The sequence below is a fragment of the Variimorphobacter saccharofermentans genome, assembly GCF_014174405.1.
Classification (GTDB): Bacteria; Bacillota; Clostridia; order Lachnospirales; family Lachnospiraceae; genus Mobilitalea; species Mobilitalea saccharofermentans.
In genome coordinates this window covers 646,704-671,299 of sequence record NZ_JACEGA010000001.1, presented here as the reverse complement: position 1 = coordinate 671,299, position 24,596 = coordinate 646,704, and the positions used below count along the sequence as shown (strand labels likewise).

Annotated in this window: 17 protein-coding genes and 1 pseudogene; 3 read left to right on the top strand and 15 right to left on the bottom strand. The window is 41.2% G+C overall.

Annotated features, from left to right (window positions below):
- Positions 1-12: 12 nt before the first annotated feature.
- The gene (locus H0486_RS02990) at positions 13-546 is read right to left on the bottom strand and encodes a hypothetical protein (RefSeq protein WP_228351587.1); all 534 of its coding nucleotides are present in this window, start codon (positions 544-546) and stop codon (positions 13-15) included.
- A 432-nt stretch (positions 547-978) separates the two neighbouring features.
- Between H0486_RS02990 and H0486_RS02985 the strand changes: the two genes are divergently transcribed.
- The 3 genes from H0486_RS02985 (at position 979) to H0486_RS02975 (ending at position 3,522) form a co-directional block, all read left to right on the top strand.
- Complete coding sequence (locus H0486_RS02985; protein ID WP_228351586.1) at positions 979-1,320, top strand: MobC family plasmid mobilization relaxosome protein; 342 nt, start codon at positions 979-981, stop codon at positions 1,318-1,320.
- Positions 1,269-2,630, top strand: a complete 1,362-nt coding sequence (locus tag H0486_RS02980) for a relaxase/mobilization nuclease domain-containing protein (RefSeq protein ID WP_228351585.1) — start codon at positions 1,269-1,271, stop codon at positions 2,628-2,630. Before H0486_RS02985 ends, H0486_RS02980 begins: the two co-directional genes overlap by 52 nt.
- Positions 2,631-2,700: 70 nt before the next feature.
- Positions 2,701-3,522 carry a DUF3800 domain-containing protein gene (locus H0486_RS02975; RefSeq protein ID WP_228351584.1) on the top strand — a complete coding sequence of 274 codons (822 nt, stop codon included), beginning with the start codon at positions 2,701-2,703 and terminating at the stop codon, positions 3,520-3,522.
- A gap of 138 nt (positions 3,523-3,660) precedes the next feature.
- On the opposite strand, the gene H0486_RS02970 is transcribed toward H0486_RS02975, so the two are convergent.
- From H0486_RS02970 to H0486_RS02900, 14 genes and pseudogenes are all read right to left on the bottom strand, one after another.
- Entirely contained in the window at positions 3,661-4,530 is an 870-nt protein-coding gene (locus H0486_RS02970; RefSeq protein WP_228351583.1) for a TFIIB-type zinc ribbon-containing protein, read from the bottom strand.
- Positions 4,531-4,622: 92 nt separating this feature from the next.
- The gene (locus tag H0486_RS02965) at positions 4,623-4,832 is read right to left on the bottom strand and encodes a transposon-transfer assisting family protein (RefSeq protein WP_228351582.1); all 210 of its coding nucleotides are present in this window, start codon (positions 4,830-4,832) and stop codon (positions 4,623-4,625) included.
- 4 nt (positions 4,833-4,836) lie between these two features.
- Positions 4,837-9,714, bottom strand: a complete 4,878-nt coding sequence (locus H0486_RS02960) for a YodL domain-containing protein (RefSeq protein WP_228351581.1) — start codon at positions 9,712-9,714, stop codon at positions 4,837-4,839.
- Between the two features lie 220 nt (positions 9,715-9,934).
- A complete protein-coding gene (locus H0486_RS02955; protein WP_330594419.1) occupies positions 9,935-10,363 on the bottom strand; it encodes a winged helix-turn-helix domain-containing protein in 429 nt (142 codons plus the stop codon).
- A gap of 104 nt (positions 10,364-10,467) precedes the next feature.
- Positions 10,468-10,746, bottom strand: a complete 279-nt coding sequence (locus H0486_RS02950) for a hypothetical protein (protein ID WP_006859250.1) — start codon at positions 10,744-10,746, stop codon at positions 10,468-10,470.
- 50 nt (positions 10,747-10,796) lie between these two features.
- Positions 10,797-11,489, bottom strand: coding sequence for a DUF3879 family protein (locus H0486_RS02945; protein WP_228351580.1), 693 nt, complete (start codon positions 11,487-11,489; stop codon positions 10,797-10,799).
- Positions 11,490-11,634: 145 nt separating this feature from the next.
- Positions 11,635-12,342: a hypothetical protein gene (locus tag H0486_RS02940; RefSeq protein ID WP_228351579.1), complete on the bottom strand. Its 708-nt coding sequence runs from the start codon at positions 12,340-12,342 to the stop codon at positions 11,635-11,637.
- 172 nt (positions 12,343-12,514) lie between these two features.
- Positions 12,515-13,018: a hypothetical protein gene (locus tag H0486_RS02935; RefSeq protein WP_228351578.1), complete on the bottom strand. Its 504-nt coding sequence runs from the start codon at positions 13,016-13,018 to the stop codon at positions 12,515-12,517.
- 77 nt (positions 13,019-13,095) lie between these two features.
- On the bottom strand, positions 13,096-13,932 hold the full coding sequence (locus H0486_RS02930; RefSeq protein ID WP_228351577.1) for a hypothetical protein: 837 nt from the start codon (positions 13,930-13,932) through the stop codon (positions 13,096-13,098).
- Positions 13,922-15,379 carry a sensor histidine kinase gene (locus tag H0486_RS02925; protein WP_228351576.1) on the bottom strand — a complete coding sequence of 486 codons (1,458 nt, stop codon included), beginning with the start codon at positions 15,377-15,379 and terminating at the stop codon, positions 13,922-13,924. Before H0486_RS02925 ends, H0486_RS02930 begins: the two co-directional genes overlap by 11 nt.
- Entirely contained in the window at positions 15,372-16,082 is a 711-nt protein-coding gene (locus tag H0486_RS02920; protein ID WP_228351575.1) for a LytR/AlgR family response regulator transcription factor, read from the bottom strand. Before H0486_RS02920 ends, H0486_RS02925 begins: the two co-directional genes overlap by 8 nt.
- Before the next feature lie 300 nt (positions 16,083-16,382).
- Positions 16,383-17,303, bottom strand: coding sequence for a helicase (locus H0486_RS18735; RefSeq protein ID WP_228351574.1), 921 nt, complete (start codon positions 17,301-17,303; stop codon positions 16,383-16,385).
- Between the two features lie 23 nt (positions 17,304-17,326).
- Positions 17,327-22,810, bottom strand: a pseudogene (locus H0486_RS18855) (DUF3849 domain-containing protein); the annotation flags it as partial.
- A gap of 163 nt (positions 22,811-22,973) precedes the next feature.
- Positions 22,974-24,416, bottom strand: coding sequence for a DUF2971 domain-containing protein (locus tag H0486_RS02900; protein ID WP_228351573.1), 1,443 nt, complete (start codon positions 24,414-24,416; stop codon positions 22,974-22,976).
- Positions 24,417-24,596: the final 180 nt, after the last annotated feature.

The following is a 24,596-nucleotide window of genomic DNA, read 5'->3' as shown; positions in this document are numbered from 1 at the left end:
TATACTTCTATGTTAAGGAATTTCCATGTCTAACTTGTACCATTTATATTCTAGCACCACATATATATCTTTGCAAAACAAAAACGCATTGATTTGAAAATCATAAAACAACTTGTGTCCTATCTTATGTAGACACCCATTTCTTCTCGTAATGCAATCTAAGTCCTTATATTTCTCATAATCTACATCATACTCTTTACCCAAAATGTGCATCAGTTTTTTCTCAATATCAAAACTAATCCCCCGTTGCTTTAAAAATCTACTTAAACTCGTTTCATTACTCAGAACCCATTGCAAGTTTCGCAACCCATGTTTTTTAATATCCGCACATCCGTTATCATTGCTTGTCACTTGAAATGCTACAATTTCCAAACTTTCTATATCTATTTCATTTATTTCCGGCAAAAACTTTTCATAAAATCTATCAAAATCATTATGACATTCCAAACAATATTCATCAATCAGACCACCTTGTTTCATATGCAATACTTCATGTAACCAATCAAACGATATATCTGGATTTGTTATATCATAATAGCTGTTCATTTTTTCCCTCTCCAATTATCTAACTCCAATATTACATCTATATTACCATATACTGTCCTAACTTAACATCGACACAATTATAAAAATATCTTATATCCTGCTAATAAATATTACCGACACACCCTCCGGGAGTGTCGAAAACAACCATAGCAACCATAGCAAGCACTGCCCCTGTCATGACACACGGGCTGAAATTTACTTTTATGCCACAGGCATATCCCGTAAATTTCCATAGGGAAGTTTCCCTAACCCTCTTATATTTTTTGAGTCACTTTTCACAGCAAAATCATTGACCTTCTTCTGCAATTTTGCTACAATTTTTCTTGGATAGCTTTATCCAAAAATCGAATACACTTTGAAATAAACTGTTGTAAAACATCGAACATTTTACAGCAGTTTTTTTGTACCCAAAATTGGAAAGGAGTTAAAGAAATGGCAAACAGAAAACGCACCAATCCGGTGCAATTTTATCTCGATGATGACGAGCAGTATATCCTGGACGAGAAGTTCAGATTATCCGGCATGAAAAGTAAGTCCGCTTTCTTACGAAAGCTCATTTTGTATGGCTACGTCTATGACGTGGATTACAGTTATTTAAGAAATTACAATACGGAGCTTGGACGTATCAGCTCAAATCTGAACCAGATTGCCAAGCGGATAAACAGCACCGGAAACATTTATAAGGAAGATATGGACGAAGTAAAGGAGTTGATGAATGAGGTATGGCGTACACAAAAATCCATGCTATCAAAGCAACCGTTGATAAAGCGATAAACTACATCTGCAACCCCGAAAAGACCGATGAAAAAATGTTCGTTTCCTCTTATGCCTGTTCTCCGGAAACCGCAACTTATGACTTCAAATATACTCTCGACCACTGCCGGGAAAACAGTCCCAACAAAGCCTATCATTTGATACAGGCTTTTGCTCCGGGAGAGGTTGGTTTTGAAGAAGCGCATTGCATTGGAAAGGAGCTTGCAGATAAACTTTTAGAGGGGAAATATTCGTATGTTGTTACCACTCATATTGACAAAGGGCACGTCCATAATCACATCATTTTTTGCGCTGCTGACAACATCGAACACAACAAATATCACGACTGCAAACAGTCCTATTACCACATCCGGAATCTGAGTGATGAGCTGTGCAAGGAACACAATCTTTCCGTCATCATTCCAGGTGCGCATCGTGGCAAAAAATACAAAGAATGGCAGTCCGACCAGAACGGTTCTGCATGGAAAACTCTGATCAGAAAGGACATCAATTTCTGCATCAAGTCGGCTTCCACTTACGATGAATTTCTGCTTCTAATGAGAGCCAAAGGGTATGAAATTAAAGGGGAAACTTTTGAAGAAGGAGCTGCCAAATACATCTCATTCCGCCCTCTGGATAAAGAGCGTTTTGTACGTGGCAGTGCGAAGTCTTTGGGTAAGGAATACACAAAGGAGCGTATCCGGGAACGCATTGAGAGGAAAGGGGAACGAAAGGCAGTAATCCCGAAAAAAGATTACTCTGCCCGCAGGCTCATTGACACCTCGGACGAGAAATTTAAGAGCAGTCCGGGACTGCAAAGGTGGGCTGCCATTGAGAATTTAAAGATTGCCGCACAGAGCTATAATGAAGTCGGTTCCCTTACAGAACTAGAACACAAAATTTCAGTGAAAACCGAAGCCGGAAAGTCTGCAAAGCAGAGCGTGGTGGAACTGGAACACCGCATCAAAGACCTTGCGGAAATCATCAAATATGCACAGCAGTACAAAAACAACCGCTCCTATCATATCGGCTACAAAAAAGCCAAGAACCCTGACGCATATTTCCGCAGATACGAAAGCCAGATCATTCTTTATGGCGGTGCCAGACGTATGCTTGAACAGGCGGGCATAAACTTAAAGGGCTTGAATGTCGATAAACTGAAAGCAGAGTATCAGGAACTGATGAAGCAGAAAAGTGAGTTGACATCCACCTATAAAGATTGTGAAAAGGAAGTGCGTGAGCTGAAACGGAAACAAGAAAACCTCAATCGGTATCTTGGAAGGGATATACCTAATCCCCAAGATTCCAAAAACAAACAACAATCTCTATAATATTGGTAGTAAGTCAACCTATTTTATAGTATAATCAATTCACTACTTAACAAAGGAGCAATCTATTTACATGCTTACATTCATAGACGAAAGTGGATACCCTCGCCCTACAGATTCAACCAAAAATCCTATCCTGCTTGGTGTCTGTATCCATGAGAATGATATTAAACCAATTACAAATCAGATATACAAATTAAAAGATTCTATTTATGGAAAGCAGGACGAAATAAAGTCTACAAAACTTATTCGTGAAGCGACCATTACCAAGAATCGTACAAATAATAAAGCGTATGTTGAAGGCATGGTGGACATCATTACCTCTTATGACGCCGCTATTTTTGCCGTAATTATGGACAAGCCAGATGAACCAATTATTGTTCCAGAACATCATCTTCCGAAACAGTATTACCTTCTGTTAAAAAAGGTTGAGTTTTACTGTAATCATCATCACTATGGCAAAGCAATGATGATATTTGATGAGGTGCATGAGGATGCTGACCGAAAAATTGCTGAGGCAATTACAGGTTTTCTTTTCAAAACGAAGTTTGGGCGTTCTTTCCATCACATATTAGAAATGCCCTTGTTTGTCAGTTCTGCTGTAACCCCTGCAGTGCAGTTTGCCGATATTTTTGCTGGTATCGTGAGGCATTATTACGAAAATGAACTTGATCAAAAAGAACCAGAAACAGAATTTCAGGAATGGCTTGTAGAGCTTTTCACTAAATTACATAATCTTACAGAAAATAACTTCATCCCCAAATCACATTATCTGGAATATGGCTTTCAGAAAATGGGCAAAAACTTCTCCTATCCTGTAAGCGAGAAATTTACTACTTCTGATAATGATGAAAACCTTTTAAGTGAAGAATTTTCTAATGATTTATCTGAATAATTTTTTGTTTGACTTCATACAAATATGGTGTATAATATTATTAGAGTCATATGTTGTTCCGTCCTGGAGCTGCGTAGGACTCGTAATATTAACAAAAGTGTCGCACTTGCAGTTTAGCAGGTGCGATTTTTTGTTTTTCTATTTTTCTATAAAATCAATCTGTGTGACTTCGCCACACTCTTCACATTGTAAAAATAGCTTTGAGATAACTCCATTCTCATCATGTTCACTATCAGTCACATTAAATTTCTTACTTTTACAATTTGGACATTGAAATTGCGAAATCGGGTCTGAACTCTTCTGCCTTACATTTTCATACATGTTAACTAACGATATTATCAACGATACACATGTCGATACCTCATAAAAAGTTGCTGTTTGTGAATGTGTTATTTTACACGCATAATCCCATGTACCTTCTGTCATTTTCTTGATAATACTTCTATACTCACTATTTTCGCTTCCCGACATATAAGATTTAATAAAGAGCTCTGCTTTTTTCTTGAAATTTGATGCTTGGGGCTGTTCTTCATCCCCTGCCATTTCCGGTTTGTAAATACTATTCCCTAGTTCAATCAGTATTTCTCTACATTGAACCCCAATTGCCTGAAAATCTTCTATCTCTATAGCTGTATCAATTAAAGCAGAAATATTTTTCAGTTTACGAAAAAGAGTTGGTGCAATGTCATTATCTAAAGTCACTGCTTTAACATAGTCTTCCGGATTGTATGTGTCATGTGTTGAAAACATTCTCTGCATAATTCCAATATGAAAAGAGTAAACTTCATCCGCTGAAAAATAGTACGCCCCTTGTGGATACAAATTCATAGGGCTTTGATCACCTTCAACCACCCACCAATCACCATCGTTATCAGTTTTTACATTCCACACATTTACTTTGTGCCCCAAATCATCAAATGTATGCTCTGTTTTAGCACTTAAAACTTTACATTTCCCTTGACTTTGATCTTCTACATATCTTGTAACGTCTTCATATGTTCTTGACATAATGCATCTCCTTATAACTATTTTATTATGTATATCGGCATTTTGAGTAAAATAAAAAGGCAGCCAGCAATACAGCCAACTGCCTATCTTTCCTACATCTCTTCTGCCGCTTCCAGAGAAATTTCTGCAAATTCCTCATCGGTCATATTATGGAGCTTACCTAGCACCTGCTCTCCAAGCTCCTCCATATCGCTGTCCTTTATGTGCGGCATTACCTGTCTGATCTGCCTAATCATATCCGTCCTGTCCTGTGTCTCAAACACACACATGAAATTGATTTCTTCTACTGTGAATTTACTCATTTTCTTACATCTCCCTCTGTGATTTTTTCTCGGTTTCCTTTTCCGGTGAAGTACGCTCCGCCCTATCCCTCTGCTCTATGACTGCCTTTTTCTCTGCCAGCTTCTCCTTTATGGAAATTCTGCCTTTGATCTGCTCCTTTTCCTTTTTCTCCGCTCCGTTGTTTAAGACATTATCAATCATGTTGTAATTCTGTTCTTCAAGCTCTTCAATCTTTGCAAGCGGCTTGTATTCTGCCAGCTTGTCAAGCAGCTCCTTTGCCCTTCTCGCAGTCTGAACCGCTTCGCTGTCATCAATCTCCACACCCTGTCCGAAAATGTCCTTAATGCCCTCTCTGACACCTTCAGAAATGACCGCATTGAGAAAGTCATTCAGATACCCGGTATTTCCGTTTCTGATGTCCTCAGTGATGTTGGCAACCTGTGCTTCCCTGTCCTCAACCGTATCCTGATACTGATAGGTATCATAATCATAGGAAAACTGGTCTATCTCCGAAGCAAGAATCGCCGCCTGCCACTTCTCCAGTGAACCACGCACCTCAATGTCCGGTAACTTGTCAATCAGCTCCGCTATGACCTCGATTGCTTTTGGATCGTCTGTTATATCCGGTACATAATCCAAGACCTCCAGATCAATGACCTTGCCGGAGAGAATATCCATTTCCACGTCCTCATAACGCTCGGTTCCCTCGGTATGTATGTTGATGCCGATGCTCGGAATCCCATTCATGCGCTCCGGCGGTATGCTTTTCCACACAGCGATTGCTTCCTCCACTCCTGCGATATTCTCATGGAACTCTCCCAGACTGTGAAATTCGCCGCACTCTGCAACCGTTAAGGTAACGGTTTTCTCCGGTATAACTTCCACAGCATATGCTTTCTGCATTGCCTGTTTCTCTGCAAGATAGCTCTCCACTCCCGGAAGATAAGTTGCAAGTGTTCCGGTCTTGCCCTCTGTGATAGGATTGATGTCAACCTTCACACCGCCAATCATAAGACCGTCCTCGTTAAAAACATTGAACAGATCATCTTCATACTCCCTGCCCTTATACTCCACAACCACATCCAGATCGGAGCCTGCTTTCTCCAGACCTCTGCATCTGCTTCCGGATACCACCACATCCACAAGCTCAACATCTATCTCATACTCGTCAATCTTGGATTGCAGATATGCCCATACCGTCTGCTCTATATCGTCCTGTGTCTGTCCGTTGATCCCGTTAAATAATTCCTCTGTCTTTGCCTTGAAATCAGCAACAACACTGTCTGCTTCAGGCACTTCCGCCCGGATACGCTCGCTTAACTGTTCACGCTCCACCGCTTCTGTTTTCTCCATAAGCTCATCATAATCCACCGGAATACGCTTATCCTGTTCTGACAATCCAAAGTCCTCCAGCACATCCTTTAACGCCGCATAAATGGAAATATCAGGATTGTCATACACGCCACCGTCAATCAGCTTGTAATCCGCATCAAAAACGGAATAATCATATCCCTCCGTACAGGTCTGTATACTGACAAATTTATCTTTTATGGAAAATGCCATCTGCTCCGGCTCCTTTACCTCAAAATACGGATTGTCCCACTCCGTAATCGGTACATTTTTCTCGATATGCTTCTGGTTGGCAGTAGGCATTAACTTTTCCATCTTGCCCTGTTCATAGAGCGTATCGAACCGGCTCATATAAAGGGAAATATCTTCAAGACCGCCCTGTTTCAACTGATGTTCAAAACGCCGCTTCACAAAGTCTTTCACTTCCTCCGGTGTCATATCCCGGTGGACTCTTACCTTGTCGATGCCGATACTGGCACTCAACATCTGCAAATCGTCCATGAAGTGCTTACTTTCCTTTGCTTCGCTGCTGTGGGTAAAATCGAGGGACAGGACATTTTCGTTATTCCTTACATGGATTACATCAAACTCAATGCCATGCACACTGACACCAAAGGTTGTCCTTGCCTTGTCATCACTGTACTGTGCATCCTTGCCACGATAAGCCTGAAATGCTTCCATTGCTTCAAAAATGCTGTCAAAACGCTCCAGCTTGCTCCTTTCCGGGCTGTTCTCTGCCCATGTGCTTAAATCGGCAATGACATAGTAGGATACCTTGTCATTTTCAATGTCCATGTGCTTCTGAAGCTGTCTTGCTTCCATGATGCGCTCAAGCTGTGCCCTTCCGTTTACCATATAGGAACCGATGTTATTTTCCTTGTTGAAAGGCATATTCGCCATTTCCCGCTCTGCTTCATATAAAGCAGCCGCAGCTTCCTCATAGGTATCGTAATGCACTCCTGCAGGCGTGATGTCCTTGATCTGGTTCTGCAAATGCAAAAGTCTGAAATCCCCATCCGCATACGGATCGTCAATAGCAAAATAATTCTGTTCCAAGTCAAGCGTACTGACCTCACGCCATTCGTTGTAATTGACGAGGAATATTTCATTTTCCCTGTCCGGTTCATCATCTGCGTGTTCCTGTGCAATCTCCGAAAGGCTCTCCACCGTTTCATCAATGACCGAAGTCTGTTCTTTTATATGCTCTGCCATAAGCTCCTTTGTAAACTCCGGTACTGCCCTGTAACCAAAGGAATCCACATAATGGCTTGTGTTCTCCCCGTTCTGATGAAGCACCACCACATCACTGACAGAAAGGGAATGTCCCCTAAAATCTGCCGGGCGATCTATATTAAAGCGGGTGTAAATATCTTCAAGGCTTGTGCCTTCCTCTAACGGTGCGGTATAAAGCAAGTCATAATTCTCCTTTGTGACCGCAATGCCCTTGCTTTCAAGATAGTCCATTCCCATAAAGTGAATGTCCCTTGCTTCCTCTGTATCTTTGAGCTGATAAATACCAAATCTGTCCTCACTGCCAAACAAAAGCTGTGCTTCCCTGTTTGCAGGGCTTTCCTCTAACTCCTGTTTCATACTCTGGTGTTCCAGATAGGCACTCCAATCGTCTTTTTCCACGCCGAAAATGCCCTCATGCTCCTTTAATTCTTCCAAATCTTTAATGAACGTTTCGGAACCGTCCTCATGGAGCTGATACACAGCCACATCTTCCCCGAAAAGCTCCATTGCCTTATCCTTTGTCAAAGGCAGCATTTCATTCCAGGAATAACCATACTCGTGCATCTCAGAAAGACCTATCATGCCATCCGGAAGGGCATCAATCTCCGCCTGTGCATCAATGACAGTAAGCGCTTCATTGACAGGCTGATTTTCTATCATGTATGCAAGTTTCTCCGCCAATTCTCTTGTCTTTTCCATGTCATCGAGTTTGTAATTATAATTCACAATCAGATTTCTCTCATCATCCGTAAAGATTGTTGCCCCATGCTCCATGCGGTTGATAAGGTTCTCTGCCTGCTGTATGGCAGATAATTCCGTTGATGCACTCACGCCTGTATCTGCATCATATGAAAAATCAAAAAACTGCGGTGCGTGTTCATTCAGTCCGGCACTGGAACTAATCAAAGTCATTTCTGCCCCATGTTCTTTCAGATACAAATTATAATCTCCGTCCCACTCATTCTCGTTAAGCTGAGCCATATCATAAAGCAGCTTTCTGACTTCGTCAGGGGACATATTTGTGATTTTGGAAATCTCCCATTCACTTCCCATCGAACCGGAGAATTTTACCACTACATCTCCGGCGGCAATCGGCTCCATAGACTTATCATAGATTGCCTTTTGTTCTTTCATATCCACAAGCTCCTCTGTGTCGGTATTGTAGCGGACATCAAGGTGGTATTCTCCAAATTCTTTTGTATCTTCGTTGGCAATCTCGGTTGTCCATGCCCCTTTGCTCTCCAGATATGCTTGAATACTCAGCTTATCGTCCTCACTCATGGCTGAAAGAACGTCCATAAGCTCCTGTCTGTCCATTCCCACAACACTCACAAGGCTGTATTTTGTCAGATCATCATTCTGTATCAGAAGAATACTCTCCTTATTCTGTTCCTGCTCCACTGCCCTGTCCTTCTGTAACTCTGCTAACCTGTCCTCAATGCCTGTGATCAGCTCCGAAGCGGTCTTTCGTATGGTATCAAGGGAAGATTTCAGTTCTTTCATATCCCGGTCACTGCTCCATCCGGCGATATACCCAAAGGAATAATCCGAGGTATCAATGCCGAAGTGCTGGCACACCGTATAGGCAACACTCTCCGCTTCCACTTCCTTCGTGTTGCGGTCTTTGTCTAAGACCGCATCTATATCCTGATTCCGTTCCCTGTCATGGAGCTTTGCGTGTGCCACCTCATGGATAGCGGTCTTTACGGTCTGGCTCTGGCTCATGCCCTCCTGTATGGCAATCCGGTGGTCTGTGGTGTGAAAATATCCCTTTGCTTCCCCTTCTATATCTTCATAGGTAATGGGAACCGGGGAAACCTCCGTAAGTGCCTGCATGAAGTCCTCATAGTCCTCCACGCTTCCCGAAAGCTCATTTACCCCTATATCCGGTAGCTCCTTTCCGTCCGTCTGTGACACGTCAAAGACCGGAACCACACGAAAGGCGGGTATCTTAATCTCCACTTCCTCCGTAATGGGCATTCCGTTCTTGTCAAGCATGATCTCTCCTGTTACCGGATCAAGTTTCTCCTGTTCTTCCTTAATCTTATACGGTGCCGGGGCAAGGATACGGATACCCTTTTCCCCTTTCTTAACATGCCTGTCGAAATTCTTCTGCCAAACCTTGAATCCGGCCACTAACGTAGCGTCAGGCTTTTGCATTGCGATTAACATGGTGTTGTTAAAGCTGTAATTATGAAATTTTGACATGGTATTCAGATAAGTCTTGTACTTCTCGCTTTCAAAAAGCTCCTTGATACCCTGCTCCAGCTTCTCTGTTATTTCCTGTACTTTCTGTTTTTCTGTTTTAGCGTCTGCCATAGTATTTCCTCCATCTGCTTATTTTTTTGCATGACAAAAGGCAGCCATTATTGACTGCCTTCGCATAACTACAATATTCACTTATAAACCTTTATCATTACTGCCCGTATTCGTTTTGATTTCTGCAATGTACTCCTGTCTCCTTTCTGCACCTATCGCTGTAAATGTTTTTTTAGAAATAAAAAAGACAACTAAGATTTCGTTTCTTAATTGCCTGTTTCTATGCTATTAAATTTTTATTGAACCGGTAGCCGACTCCCCAAACAGTCTGTATATAGATTGGCTTGCTTGGGTTATCCTCTATCTTCTCCCGAATATTCCGGATATGGCTCATGACGATGTTGTAATCACCGGAATAGGATTCTTTCCAGACAATATCATAAATCTGTTCCTTGCTGAACACTATTCCCGGATGCTTTGCAAGAAGCTTGAAAATCTCAAACTCAGTATATGTAAGCTCTATCTCCTGACTTTCCCGAATGATTACCCGTTGAACTTCATCTATCATAAGACCTTTGAAATTCAACAGATGATTATTCAAACCTGACATCTGAATGACTTCTTCTTTGGTATTTATTAACGATAATATGCGATTCATCATATCATCCTCATTATCTTCAAATGTCAGAACTAACATTTTCCCATACACATCACCTGCCTTATTATTTTCATGTACTGCCTAAGTTCTGGGAAATTCAAAAGAATGATTCCCATATCCAGCCAAGCAGTATGTTCTCTGCTGTTTGTTTTTTCTTATTCATTTTCCCTATATCCTATAACGGAAATTACTTTTTCGTTGCATACGATATATGCTACTTGCTTTCCCTCACTCTTTAATTCTGTGGCACATTCTTTTATGTTTTCAGTAAACCAAGATTGAGAACTACAAGTAACAACAATTTCTTCATTACCCAATTTTGTATTATTAGATATTTCTGATAAGCTATCTAAAAACATTTTTTCTAATTGTTCTAAACTTATCACATTAGCAGGTAAAAAAGAAAAAATATCTAATACTTTATATTTACCCATGTAAGCCACCTATCCCTTAGCTCCGCAAGCATTATTTAATGCTACAGTTTTTAAATACTGACATCTATTGATTTCTTCACAAAACCGCTTCCGCTATTTGCAAGTGTACTTTCAACAGACTCCCTTGTAATTCCATCTAATGCCCCAGACGGAACTGGCTTTCCAATCTCCCACTTTGGATCAGCTTTTCTTGTGGCATCCAAGAACGCCTGCCGATATGCACGCTCATACTGCTGCATAGTATATTCTGCCGCCAATCGGGCATTTTTCTGTACCTTGTGATACATATTCGTATACACGTCTGAGCGTTTTGTCGTGTCTCCATTCAGTACGCCGTTTTCACGCAGAAATTCTTCCTTTGTTTGTTCAAACATCTCATCCTTGCTACTCTCAGGAATGGTAATGATACGTTTCCGGCTACCTTCATTTTCTTCTGTCACCAGAAGTCCCGCCAGTCCTGTCGTCGGGTCAATATAATCTCCATCCTTGTCGTAACTTTTCATCAGATTTTTAATACCTTGAATGTTTCCATACATTGCCCCATTTGCATTTGACATCATCTGTTTTATTGCCGCCTTATATTGCTTGCTGTTCGTATCAATGCCCGCCGCCCTTAACTGCGCCTGTACAGAACTGCTGTTTAACTGCGACAACTGAAAGCTGCCTATAGCACTTGCACCTTTTGTGCTTTTTGTTCCAAACATACTGTGAAATAAAAAACTGTAATCTGTAATTCTTGGCATAATTTCAACCTCCTTGTCAAATGAAATATGAAATCCGTTTCACTCTGCTTCTCCTATATCTTATTTTTTCCATAAGTTTCAGGTTAACATCCACAACATTTACTTTACCGTCATTGTTTGCGTTAAATCTATGCCCACACCAATCTTATTTCAATATACCACCTATATATGTCCTTCCCTCCTTGATGAGATTTTCGGCAAACCGCTCTGGTACTTTCTCTGGCTCATACACTTTACCATCACCAATACCTAAACGTTGTTTCGTTTTTTGAATATCATTTATCGCATTGATTTGCTTGATGTTCCATTCTTGATATTTTTTTCCAAATCTACTTTCAACAAACTCATCAAATTCTTCTTGCAGAATAGCTAACTCATCTTCCATCGTTAATCTTCTATAACCATCTTCACCAGAGCTATCTTCTACAAATCTTACTCTACTACCATCAGCATATCCTGAGACAATTTCATCTGCTATTTTCTTAAAAGTATTTAACACAGTATTTCCTTGATCCTCAACGGAAGGTCTATTTTCATATGCAACACCTGCATAACTATCCTGCAATGCTATTCCCAATCTATTTGTGAAACTTACTACAGGCTGATGTTCAGACATATACTCAATTTGTTCTATTTGAGTATTTAAGTCATAACTTCCCTGTAACTTACTTCCGTGAAAGGCTAGTAATCCCTCTTTAGAAATATTCACTTTTATTGCAGTATCTTTTCCAAATATAGATGAAACAGTCTTAACTGGTTGCTGATCAACTTCTCGTTGTTCTGCTATTTCAAACAAATCTATTTTAGGTGCTTTATAGCTGCCATTGACATTACCTACTATATTCATTCCCATTAAAATCTACCCCCTTGAGATTGTCCGTAATTTGCATTAATGTTTATTAGCCTATCCTCCTTGAATTGTAAATTTGAAATCCGTTTCCGGCTGTTACCTGTTCCTGCAACTCCTCTGTCAATCAGAATTTCCTATGCTCTCTCTTTTTGAGTCCAAACATTCTCTTTTTTCATTATCTATAAATACTTTTCTTTTTATATTCCATTGCCATAACTCCTTGTACTTCTATTTTTTCAATCATCTCCTGCATATCGTTTTGCAATAAGGCTTTTATATCGCTCCCATTCATTATCCTTACTTTTTCAGTATTCTTTGACCTCTCCGAAATCGCCTTCTCTTCACCTACATCTGGCTCTAATGTGGCAACCACCTCACCATTATCATCAAAAACCAGTGTACATTTTTTTACAGGCGGATTAAGTGTCTGCATCGTTAGTTTGAATTTATCGCTGCTATAATCTGCAAGCATATCATAAACTTTTTGTCTTAATGCAGTATCTGTATTCATTCTATATAGCACATCACTTGGAATATAACACTCAAAATAGCCATTTGCAGCTCCCACATCAATATGAAATTTATTATATATATCTTCTTTTACACAGTTTATCTGCTGTTCTCTAAGTGTTCCGTAAAAATCCTTTTCTACATTTATATCACCTTCAATAGTACTCACATTTTGTTTTGCACAATTGCTGTTATATTACTCAGCATTCCAAGTGCCTGTATATCCATACTTTTAAACCTCCTCGTTTAAAGCTTTTGACTTTCTATTACGCTCTTACTAAATGTACTTATTGTATCCTCGTAGGCTGATACAGCTGAGGCAGAAACACTTGCTGACTGAAAAGCCGACATATTTACAGCGCCCTGCTCGCTCTGCATTTTTTCCATGAAAAAGCTCTGCAATCTCTGTTGGCTTTCCAACTGACTTTGGAGAAAAATCTCCTGTGCTTGTGCCCTGTGTGCCTGTGCCCTTTTAAGTGCTTCTTTTTCCTGCTCCTCTAACAATTCTTCCATTTTTTCATGTCGTTTTTCCCACCATGATTCTTCATCATCTGATAAATCATCCGGGTTACTGTCACTTTTTACGGGTATACCTTCACCATAACATTCTTCCGGCGAAGCACCAATGACTTGAAAACCAATCATTTTCGAACCCATTATGCCATTTGTGGAATACATCTTTCTTACCATATTCATAACAGTATTTTCCCATTCTGGATCACTTTTCATCTTTTCAAATGCTTCATCTGTAATAATCAGTGAACCTCCAACACATGTGGAACGATACCATCCGCTCACAGGCATTTGAGACATTTCATTCATAACCCATTGCTTATATTCGTCCATTGTCATTTCCTCTTTGGTCTTATTGGAAATAGAACTATCATATGTAAAGCCACTGTAATTTGGTGGCTGCGAAATAACCATATCCCCAGCCCATGCAGAGGTAGTTGATGTTGTGCTCTGTCTTTCCTCTGCCTTTTGTATTTCACTTGCAAAATTGTCCTCACCTGTTGCTTTCTTACTGCTGTTCATATAAGCGTAGGCAGTTGCGCCAATACCATTTACACCACTAATACTCATTTTCTGTTCTCCTTTCATCCTTCATCATCACCGACAAAATGAATACCTTTCCATCTACTGACCAGTCCACCGCCCCATGATATTTCTCTGCGGTATGTTTGATATTCAAAAATCCGATTCCATGTTCCCTTATATCTGTTTTATCCGTTGCCGGAAATTCCGACTGCTTCTTTTTCACTACTTTTCCGTTAAAACTGTTCTCCACCTCAATAAAAATCATTTTTCCTTTTTTGAAAGTGGAAATCCGGATAAAAGTTTCTGCCTCCTGTTTTTCTGATTTTAATTTTTTGCAGGCTTCGATTGCATTATCTAACGCATTTCCTATAATCACACCAACGTCATAGCTTTGTATGTTCATATTTTCTGAAAACAGGAGTCTTTCTGCATCGATTCGAATATCCGGTATCGTGCGTATTACCTCATGATATTTCATATTCAGTAGCGTATCTACCACTGTATTTCCTGTCTTAAATTGAAATTCCAGACGGTCAAAGTTCTGGTTCAGTTCTACCAGATATGTCTGTAATTCTTCTTCCTCTTTCCCTGCAAGCTGCATGATAACGGAAAGTGTATTTTTCATATCATGCTTCATACTGCGTATGCCGGAATAAATGTGTTCCATTTCTTCCATGTGTTCCTGCATACTGCCTATCTGCTTTTCCAAAATAATCCGGCTGTTCTTCTCTCGGTTCAATACAATCATATTTTGAAATGTCTTTACCACATAGAGAATAGACAACAGGGACAGAATCAGAATTGCCGGAACAATAATGGTTAAAATCGGGTATCTGTCATATAATAGCTTCGGCATATCATTTTCTATTGTTATCATGATAATTCTAAGAAGCACACAGATCAGCAGCCCAACCATCCCCGGCACTAAAAGAAAATACATCTCTGTTCTTTGTATCCTATAATCCTTATCACTAAAACTCCTGATAATCTTCCATAAAGCAAAATACAATAATACAAGAAATATGCCATAAAAAATTATTTGTAGAAAAGTGGCAGATATCTGCACAATCCATTCAAAAGTATCAACAGTAATATAGCCCTTTTCCAAAAGCCATACCCAGAGGTCAAACAGATTGCCACCTAACTGTAAAAATACATAGGACAGAAAAAAAGTAATCTCACTTACTGCTATATAGGTAACAACAAGAAAGGCTGTGATTGCACAAACTCCTTTATAAAATAGAAGTGCCAAAAGAACGACAACCACAGATAACAATGCCATCTTCCCGATGATTCTAAAGCTTTCAAAATTAGAAGACATGATAAAGTTGATACCCAATCTTAACACTCCGTATACAACCATTACCAGCAGTCCGTTGTTACGCCTGTCATTTCCCCTGCCTTCCAAAAAACTTCCCAAAAAGTATTGCAGACAATACCCCTGCCCCAAAGCAACGATTACATCCAAACATACATTTAACACATCATACACCGGCTGTACCTCCATTCCGCAGATACCGCATATACTCCTTCACAAATTCGTTGTAACGTTCTTTCGCCATGAAGATGTTCTCCCCATTATTTAAGCTTATGCTGTCATTTTCATATTCTGCGATATGTGCCATATTTACAAGATACCCCCTGTGACAGCGATAGAAATTTCCACCTAACTGCTTTTCCAAATCGTTCATGGAAGCATAGGTTTCTATGATTTCATTACCAGTATGTATTTCCACCTTTTTTCCTCGGTTTTCGATATACAGGATATTGTCCCGGTTAATGGTAAAGCTTCGGTTTCTGTTCTTGATAAAAATGTTTTTTTGTTCCTGCGTGGTTCTCTTTTTCACTTCTTTTTTTGCCCGTTCAAAAACTTCCGAAAACTTCTTTTCTTCTACAGGCTTTAACAGGTAATGAAACGCCGATACATCAAAGGCTTCAAACACATATTCCTTCACCCCGGTAATAAAAATAACCACCATATCTTCCTGTTTTTCCCTCAAAGCTCTGGCGGTATCAATGCCATTCATGCCCTCCATCTGAATATCAAGGAATACCACATCAAGCTTCTTTCCCTCTGCCAACAGTTCCTCTCCTGTTTCATAGGCTATAACATTGCAGTCCGGCTCATATTTTACAACCAGCTTTTTTATCTGCCCCCTGATAACTTTTTCGTCATCGACGATTGCTACCTCCATAAATTTCACACCTCTAATCCTGACAAGTCTTATATATAATCTGTCATTTATATTATCGGCAAAAAAATATATTTTTTCTCTTAAATGGAACGAAACCCTTTTGAAATGGAACGAAACCAAAATAATTATCAAAATCGGCTCTATATTCGCTCTATATTTCCCGATTATTATCGCTTGAATTGATTTTCTCTATCCGTAACCTTTCCTGTTCCCTCTGCTCGTCACTTAATCTTCTCTGCTTACGATAGCCACATAACAGGAAAAAGCAGATAGATTGCTACCTGCTCTTTCCATAAAACTTTATAAACTTGCTTCCTGACTCTTGGTCTTTGGTTTCTCCGGCATCTTCTGATCGGAAATTTTCTGCTTCATCTCGGCAAGTTTCTCCTTAACGGATACCCGCCCTCTGGAACCGTCTGCTAACATCCGCTCCTTGTCATGCTCTGCGATACGCTCCGACATCAGAAAACTTGCAACAGGCTTTAACGGTTCATCAGCCACCTCCTGTATATCTTCCGCCCTGTCCGACTCGCCCTCCTGTGCCTGTGTGCTCTGCTCTCCGGTTTCGTCCTCCGGCTCATCATCTCCCATATCCAACGCATTATCGCCCTTTTCGTCCATGTTAAGAAGAGCATTTAACTCTGCAAGGCGCTCTAGCTTCTCCGCCAGTTCTTGCTCCTGTGCAAAAGGTTTTGTGACTTCCACCTTTGCGGTTTCAAGCTGATGTTCCACGTTGGAAAGCTTCTGCTCCACATCTGCCATTTTCCCGGTCATTCCCTCTAACGCATTGGAAAGTCTTTGCAGATTTCCAAGCGGATCGGCTCCGATTTCCACCTCATGGCTAAGACTTCCTTTTAAGCTGATCGTAAACTTTGAGAAGAACGAGTCAAAGGACACGCTCATCTTAAATCCCTGAAATTCTCCGATTGTGACCGCCATGTTTGGCTGTTTGGCACTCCGGCACATATCAATCAACGCCGCACCCGCTTCCTTTTTGTCCGTATAGGTATGGTTGCCTATCTTCATGGAAAAAGCGTCCTTATCCACTGGCTTATGCGCCGCATAGGTCTGAATGTCCGTCCGATACCCTTCAAGCCTTTCTTTTAAAGCTGTGATCTGCATCGGGTAATGCTTTGCGATATTGTCCTCCAGACGGTAACGCTGGCTTGTGTGGTTCGCTTTTAAGAGCTTCAGTTTTGACACCTGTATGTCTAAGTCCATCTTCTCCTTGATGTACGGGTTTCCGGTTGCAAGTGCCTTGACCTCTGCATGCCCGGAAACTTCAGGTGCGAACCGTCATACTCTCTCGGTCTGGTGGAATTAAAAAGCTCATTGTACTTGGCACACAAGGTCTGTCTGCGCTCCGAATCACGAAATACCCAGTCCTTAAAGGCTTCCCTTATGGCTTCCTGTTTCTGGCTGGCAAGCGTGGTTTCCTTTTTGTTAAGAACTCTCTTTTCCTTTCCATCTTCCTCTATCGTATCAAAAATACGGGTATCACTAAGGTTTAAGGAATCTTCCAGAATGCGGTAGGCATTTGCCCGGCTCGTTCCGTAGGTCATATTGACAAGTGAATTGCCACGATCCGCATTTTTGCCCTTTACGTTCCACTGTCCTGTCACATCGGAATACTGCACCCCGACAAGGTTGCGGTCAAAGAGATAATCCGGTGTTTCAAAGGTTTCCCGCATGAAATCCTCGATGTACTTAGGCTCAATCCATGTGGCACCGATACGCACCTCAATCTCGCTTGCATCAAGCTCCTTTGGCTGTACACCCTCAAGGGCTGTGACATTGATTGCAAACTCCGGACGATTCTCTGCAAAAACCCTTGCGGTTGCCAGCTTCTCCCGGACATTGCCGCTTAAATACTCGTCTGCGGTTTCCCACTTTTCTGTAACCGGATTCTGGAAGATCACTCCGGCAAGTTCCTTTGCCACTTCTTCCTCGCTTTTTCCCGTAAGCTCCGACATATAGGCTAGGTCTACCCTTGCCCTTTCCCCTAATGACACCGCCAGTGCTTCACTTGCGGTATCCACACTTGTGACAACTTCTGCTTTTTTAATGGTTCGCTTGGAAAACATATCCGCCTTGCCTTTGAAGTTGCCCTCATCGTCTAATTTCTCCAATGAACAAAGCAGACAATAGCTTGAGTCCTGATTAAACGCTCTCTTATTGGTCTGTGAATTGATCAGACCGTATTTCTTTGAAAACGCATCATACAGCTCATTAAGCTCTGCCTGCTTGCTCTTAATCATATCTTCTGGGTATTCGTTCAACTGATAATCAATCAGCTCCTGTGTACAGTCACGAATCTGCACCATGCCTTTCATGCGCTGCTCCATCGTTTCTGATACGTCCACAGGCTTCATAATGGAATTTTCCCGGTAATACACCTTCTCGTCCACGATCGTGTAACTGTAATTCTTCACGCTTGGATCGGCGGGAATGGCTTCTCTTGCCAGCTCATCGTCAAGCTCATCAAACTCTACCTCATCAATGCTTCCTTCGATATGGGATATAGCCTTTTCAAGCTGTTCAGCTAACGAAATGGTGGTATCCGGTGTGCAGGTGGCTTCCATGCCAAACTGCCCGCTGACCATCTCCATTTTTCCCATGATCATCTCTGGGTGGTCTGCAAAATACTGGTTCATGGCTATGCCATCTTCATTTTCACAAAGATGTACCCAATCCGGCTCGATATCGATTACCCTGTCACGTTTCTTTAAGAAAAGAATGTCCGAAGTGACCTCCGTCCCCGCATTTTCCTTAAATGCTGTGTTGGGAAGCCTGATTGCTCCAAGAAGTTCCGCTCTCTGTGCAAGGTACTTTCTGACTTCCGGGCTTTTCTTGTCCATTGTTCCCTTTGAGGTGACAAATGCCACCACGCCGCCCGGTCTGACCTTATCTAAGGCTTTGGCGAAAAAGTAATCGTGTATGAGGAATTTATGCTTATCATAGGCTCTGTCTGCCACCTTGTACTGACCGAAAGGCACGTTTCCGATTGCCACATCAAAGAAATCATTGGGATAGTCCGTCTTTTCAAAGCCTGTGATCTTCACATCGGCATTCGGGTATAGCTGCCTTGCAATTCTTCCGGTAATTCCGTCCAGCTCCGCACCATAAAGCCTGCTCTCCTGCATATTCTCCGGCAGCATACCGAAAAAGTTGCCGATACCCATTGCCGGCTCCAAAATGTTGCCCTTTGAAAAGCCCATTCGTTCCATCGCATCATAAATTGCCTTGATGATCACAGGGCTGGTGTAGTGGGCATTTAAGGTACTTTCCCTTGCAGAGTCGTATTCCTCGGCTGACAACAGGCTCTTTAATTCCTGATATTCACTTGCCCAGTTCGCTTTGGTTTCATCAAAGGCATCGGCAAGACCACCCCAGCCCACATATTTTGCTAAAATCTCCTGTTCATCTGGTGTGGCAATACGGTTTTCGCCCTCAATCTTTTCAAGCGTTTTGATAGCTTCCACGTTCTGACGGAATTTTTCCTTTGCCGCAAAGCCTTTCCCGGCACTTTCCTCTGTTTCCGAAGCAATGTGGAAGTTGACTGCACCCGATTTGTTAATCGACGGCTGTTCCTGTGTTTCTTCCTGCTCTTTGACAGGCTCGTCCTCATAACGTGCTGCATACTGTCCGGCATCCTTTAACAAACTGTCCATTTCCAGAGCTTTTTCTGTTTCTCCGCTGATTGTCTGCATCATTACATAGTCTGCCGCTTCTGCAAAAAGGAAATCATAGACCTCTTTTCCTTCTAAAGTACGCTCATCGTCAGTAATCGTGACCGCCTGTGTTTCCTCGTTCCAGCCAACCACATCTTTCCGGTCTAATGCTCCGCAAATTTTAACCACAGCCGACATTTCAGACAGCCTTTCATTTAACTGCTCTATGTCTGCTTTTTCAGTTTCCGGTGCTTTTGCATCTCCTTCGGAAATGGTTTCTGTTTCTTCCCGCTCCGGTACAGGCTGTTTTTCCGGCTCCCTGTCCAATTCCTGATACCGCCTTGCCTGATTGGTAAAACCGTCAAGCACAGCCGGATGCGAGGTTACAATCAGATCTCTCGTATTCCATTCTGCACTCGGTACAATGCCCTTTGCCCATTCCTTGTTATTGACGGAAAACCGACCGTCATGGGCTAAGTGTGTAATGGTATTGGCAAGGACATATTCCACACGTTCCTTTCCATACTGCTCGATAACGCCTTTTGCGGTATCTCTTGGAAGCGTGGTACCGTCAAAGTTCTCCGCAATAGCTTTTTCAATGGCTTCCTTACATTCCATGCGGATGCCATGCTCCAACTTCTCCTGTTCTTTTTGCATGGCTTTCTCTGCCTGTTCCTGTTTGTACTGTGCATAGGCTTCCTTTCCCTCCGTCGAAAGGTATTTATCTGCCTGCACAAGCTCCCGGATACGTTTCTCCACTACATTCCAGTTTAAAAGCACCTTTGCGTAAGGACTGCCATAGTTACCTTTCTCCAGACGGATACCTTTGGCATCGTGATCCTCATGCGCTCTGTCGCTTCCTGGAAGTGCGTGGGAGCTGCCGCCCGTACCATATTCATTCTTCAGAAAAGCAATGTTATCTTTCTTGTCATGCCCTTCCATGAAATACTCATAGATACGGAACTTTCCATGTTCAAAGCCGCTTCCACCTGTCAGCCTGTAATCAATCTCGTCCTGTGTGATAAAGTCCTCATTCCTTACCTCAATCGTATCAGGTGCCGGAAATTCTTTCTTTTCCACACCCAAATCGACAAGCTGTTCTAACAGATAATCCGGTCTTTTCACATACTTCCATTTAATCTGCTTTTCTCCGCTGTCAAGCTGTGCCTGTGCCTTTTCAAGCTCATCCTTAATCAGCTCTCTGCCCTCAGTGGTGGATAAAAGCTCGCATAGCCTTTCCATGCTTGCCGGGTAATTGGAAAATTTAAGCTCCAGACTCTCCGGCATTTCTGATATACCGTCACGGAAGAAGTTGTTAATGTCCGTAGCAACCCTCTCACGCTCTACCGCATCCACAAGGAATACTTCATTGGCACTCATATAAGTACCATTCTCCACCATAACACGGATATGACTCTCCACTTCGCTCCAGTTCATCACTGCAAGGGTATTTTCCTTTGCCGATGTACCGTAACCGATACGCATACCCATTTCATCAAACCAAAGGGATACAGGATTACCGTCAAACTCAAAACCTTTTCCGGTAGTCTTATACTCGTTCTTTAAAAATTCTGCCATTTCTTCCGGTGTCTTACCCTGCTGATACTTGGCATAGATACGTTTTCTGCTGTTATCCCTACCGCCGCCACTACGCAAGATACTGTCAATCTGCTCCTGTGGCAAAGAAAAAGCAGCGGGCATGGTATATTGAATACTTGCTTCCGCTGCTGCGATTGTGCCGACCTGTTCCTCAAAGCTCGGAAACAGGCTTAACTGTTGATAGGTTCCCTCCGGCTGTTCGATATTTAACTGTAGATCAGTTCCGTCATCACGATCTCCTCTGCCGAGTGTACGATGCTGTTCATCTTCGCTACCCAGAGCATCTGATTCTCTGCTTTCATCTGCTCCGTTATCCCCTCTCTCTCCTTCATCTGTCCGGTCAGAAGCTCCATTCTCTCCTCTGCCTGCTCCTGTATCATTAACAGGTGTTCCTTTAGCTTCCCGCTCAGAAGAAGTCCCGTATATACTCCGTTCTTGTGTTCCTGTAAGAACTTCTTTCTCATCAGTCCGTACTTCGTCAGTACCTCCTTCGGCTGTTCGTCCATTGCTACCATCGGTATCTGATAATCCCCGTTCTTCTCGTATGTCATATTCATCATATTTGCTCCTTTCCCCGGCTTTTCCGGTCTGTGTGATAGATTCTCCGTCTTGGCTTTCGCTTTCACGCTTTAAAGCATTGTAGCGTGTTTCTGAGGTGTTTGCAAGTCCTTTTTGAACAGAATTTTCCGCTGTGCGGTTCTCTGCTTTCTCCCTCTCATACACCCCGATTGCTTTACCTATCTCCATTAGGATAGGCTTGGATAAATCGGACACGTTGCTTCCAAGCTGTGACAGTGTTTCCACTGTGTTAAAATCATGGATATAAGGGAAGTTTATTTCCTCGGCAAGCTCGTTCTCCTCCATGCCGCAACGCTTTAAGACGGTATAAGCAATACTGTCAGCAAGGGTTTCCCGTATCCTTATTTCCACGTTAAACTCGTCCAGTTCCTCCAGAAAGCTCCCTTCCTTTAAATATTCCATATCCGAAGCAAGCTCTTTGTAACAGTCCTCTGCAATCCGTCCGGCAATCTCCCGGATACGTCCCACAAACCCGGCTTCCCTGTCGGTGTCCCCGTAAGTCTTTTCCAGACGGAAAATCACCGCTTCCATGTGTTCCTCACGCATTTCCCAAAGGTTAGGGAATTGTCCGATTCTTCTTGCCTTATGCACATCTGAAATATCAAAGACGTATTTCAAACCGGAAAAACTATCCTCATCAATCAGTGCAATGCCCTTTGCACCTTTGTTTACCCAGCAGTGCATCTTTTCATTCCATATTTCTATGGAAGCACAGGCGGTTGCATCCGGTCTTTGGGCATAGATTAAAAGCTGTTCCTTAAATGGGTATTTATACAGTTTGGAAGCAGTATTTAGGTATCTCCTCCAGTTTTCTTCATTCCGCACGACTTCTTTTGCTGTTTCTTCTGCCAGTGCGGAAATCAATTTATATTTTCTCATGGTAAACCTCCATTCTTATTTGATTTTCTGCAACCAAAAAGGTGGCTATGGTTCGTTCATGAGCCATTGCCACCAGTGACGGTATACTTTATTCAATTTTCATCTGTTCCCTCCTTATCATATAAAAATAGCACCTAAGATTTCTCCTAAGTGCTACTTCTAATTACTCTGATATTTTTGCCAACTCGTCTACTTCAGAATACTCACTATCATTATCTTCCGCATCCTCTGATACCTTTTTTATACAAAACGGATTCCACTCTATATTCTCAAACTTTCCAACTAATTCGTGTATATCGCCTAATTGTTTTTTTATCACTGTATACTCATGTCCTTTAATTAAACCTCCAAGTAAAAAAATAGGAACATTTTCTTTTAATGCCACATACATCTCTTTCACTTGCGAAACAAAAGTATTCACTAACGAAATGCTTTCCAATATTTCTTTCGGCATTCCATTTGATGAAAGTTCTTCCGTTTCATGATCACATATGCGATTAAGAGATATTTTTAAATAATACGAATTTGACATCGTATCAATAGTATCTGAAAGCATTGGGCTAACATTTGAAAAATTTTTATTTTCGATTTCGTTCTCAATATTTTCTCCCATTTTACCTATACGCTCAAAAGTAACCGAAATCTGCTTCATCAATACATCAATATAATTAATCTCCATATCTATATCATAGATAAAATCACTTTCTGTAAGCCGTTTTCTCCTTAATTCATAATTCTCTGTTCCAATTTCTATTTCATAGCATTCTATTTCTTTTTCTTTACATACGTCCCACAATAATTGCTTACAAATAGGGTCCATATTCATACCAAAAGTAATAGACTTAACAAACGGTAAATCAATAAATAATGGTGTATTTTCTTCACCTACATTGATTATTCTCCATTCTTTTTCATAATTCCAACAAACATTTTTTGCTAGCAAATATGATAAGATAGCTCTCATATTGGGTTCACATGATTTAACACTTGCTTCTGAACCTAAGTTAAAGCCTTCCACTCCCAAATCTTGTAATGATAACGTAGGTCTTTTTGTAGTATATTCAACTGGATATATAAAACCTATGGCATCTTTAATTTGATTGAAATCGTACTCTATACATATTCCAGCATAGGAATTCGCATAATGCGACCACATTAGCTGATTATCCCATCCGCTCACGCTAAAACAAGAAACTGTCAATTTGGATAAAAATGTTCTTAAAGTTGGTATATATACATTATCTTTAATATCTACCGCCTTCTTATATAATTCATCCAAAACCCTGTCCAACTTAAGCATATCCGACAAATTTTCTTCTGTAATATCTACCTTTTCCATTTTGCTTACAATCAACAAAAATGCTGCAAACATCTCTTTTGATAGAGAACTTTTTATTTTTTTCGGGCACTTTGCATATAAAGTATTTAGGTTTTGACGAATAAATAGAATAATCGGTACATTAGCTTGATGCATACTTACTTGCCTTGAAAAGAGATACTTTTTCAATTCATTAAGCATACATATAAATTCTGCCAGTTTTCCTACTGCCTTGTACTTAAGCAACTGTGAAATAATAATTTTAAGATTTTCATCTTCAATCGCCAATTCTTCCACGAGCATAGAAATACAGTTTTCGTACATTTTTTCAGGTGAATATCCTATCATAGAATCGAATGGATCATTCATATTTAATGGTGTTTGCGCATATACAACTCCATGTCTTATATTTTCTATATCATATATTGTTGCAGCATCCCTTCTACATGGACGATATTGATAAAATAA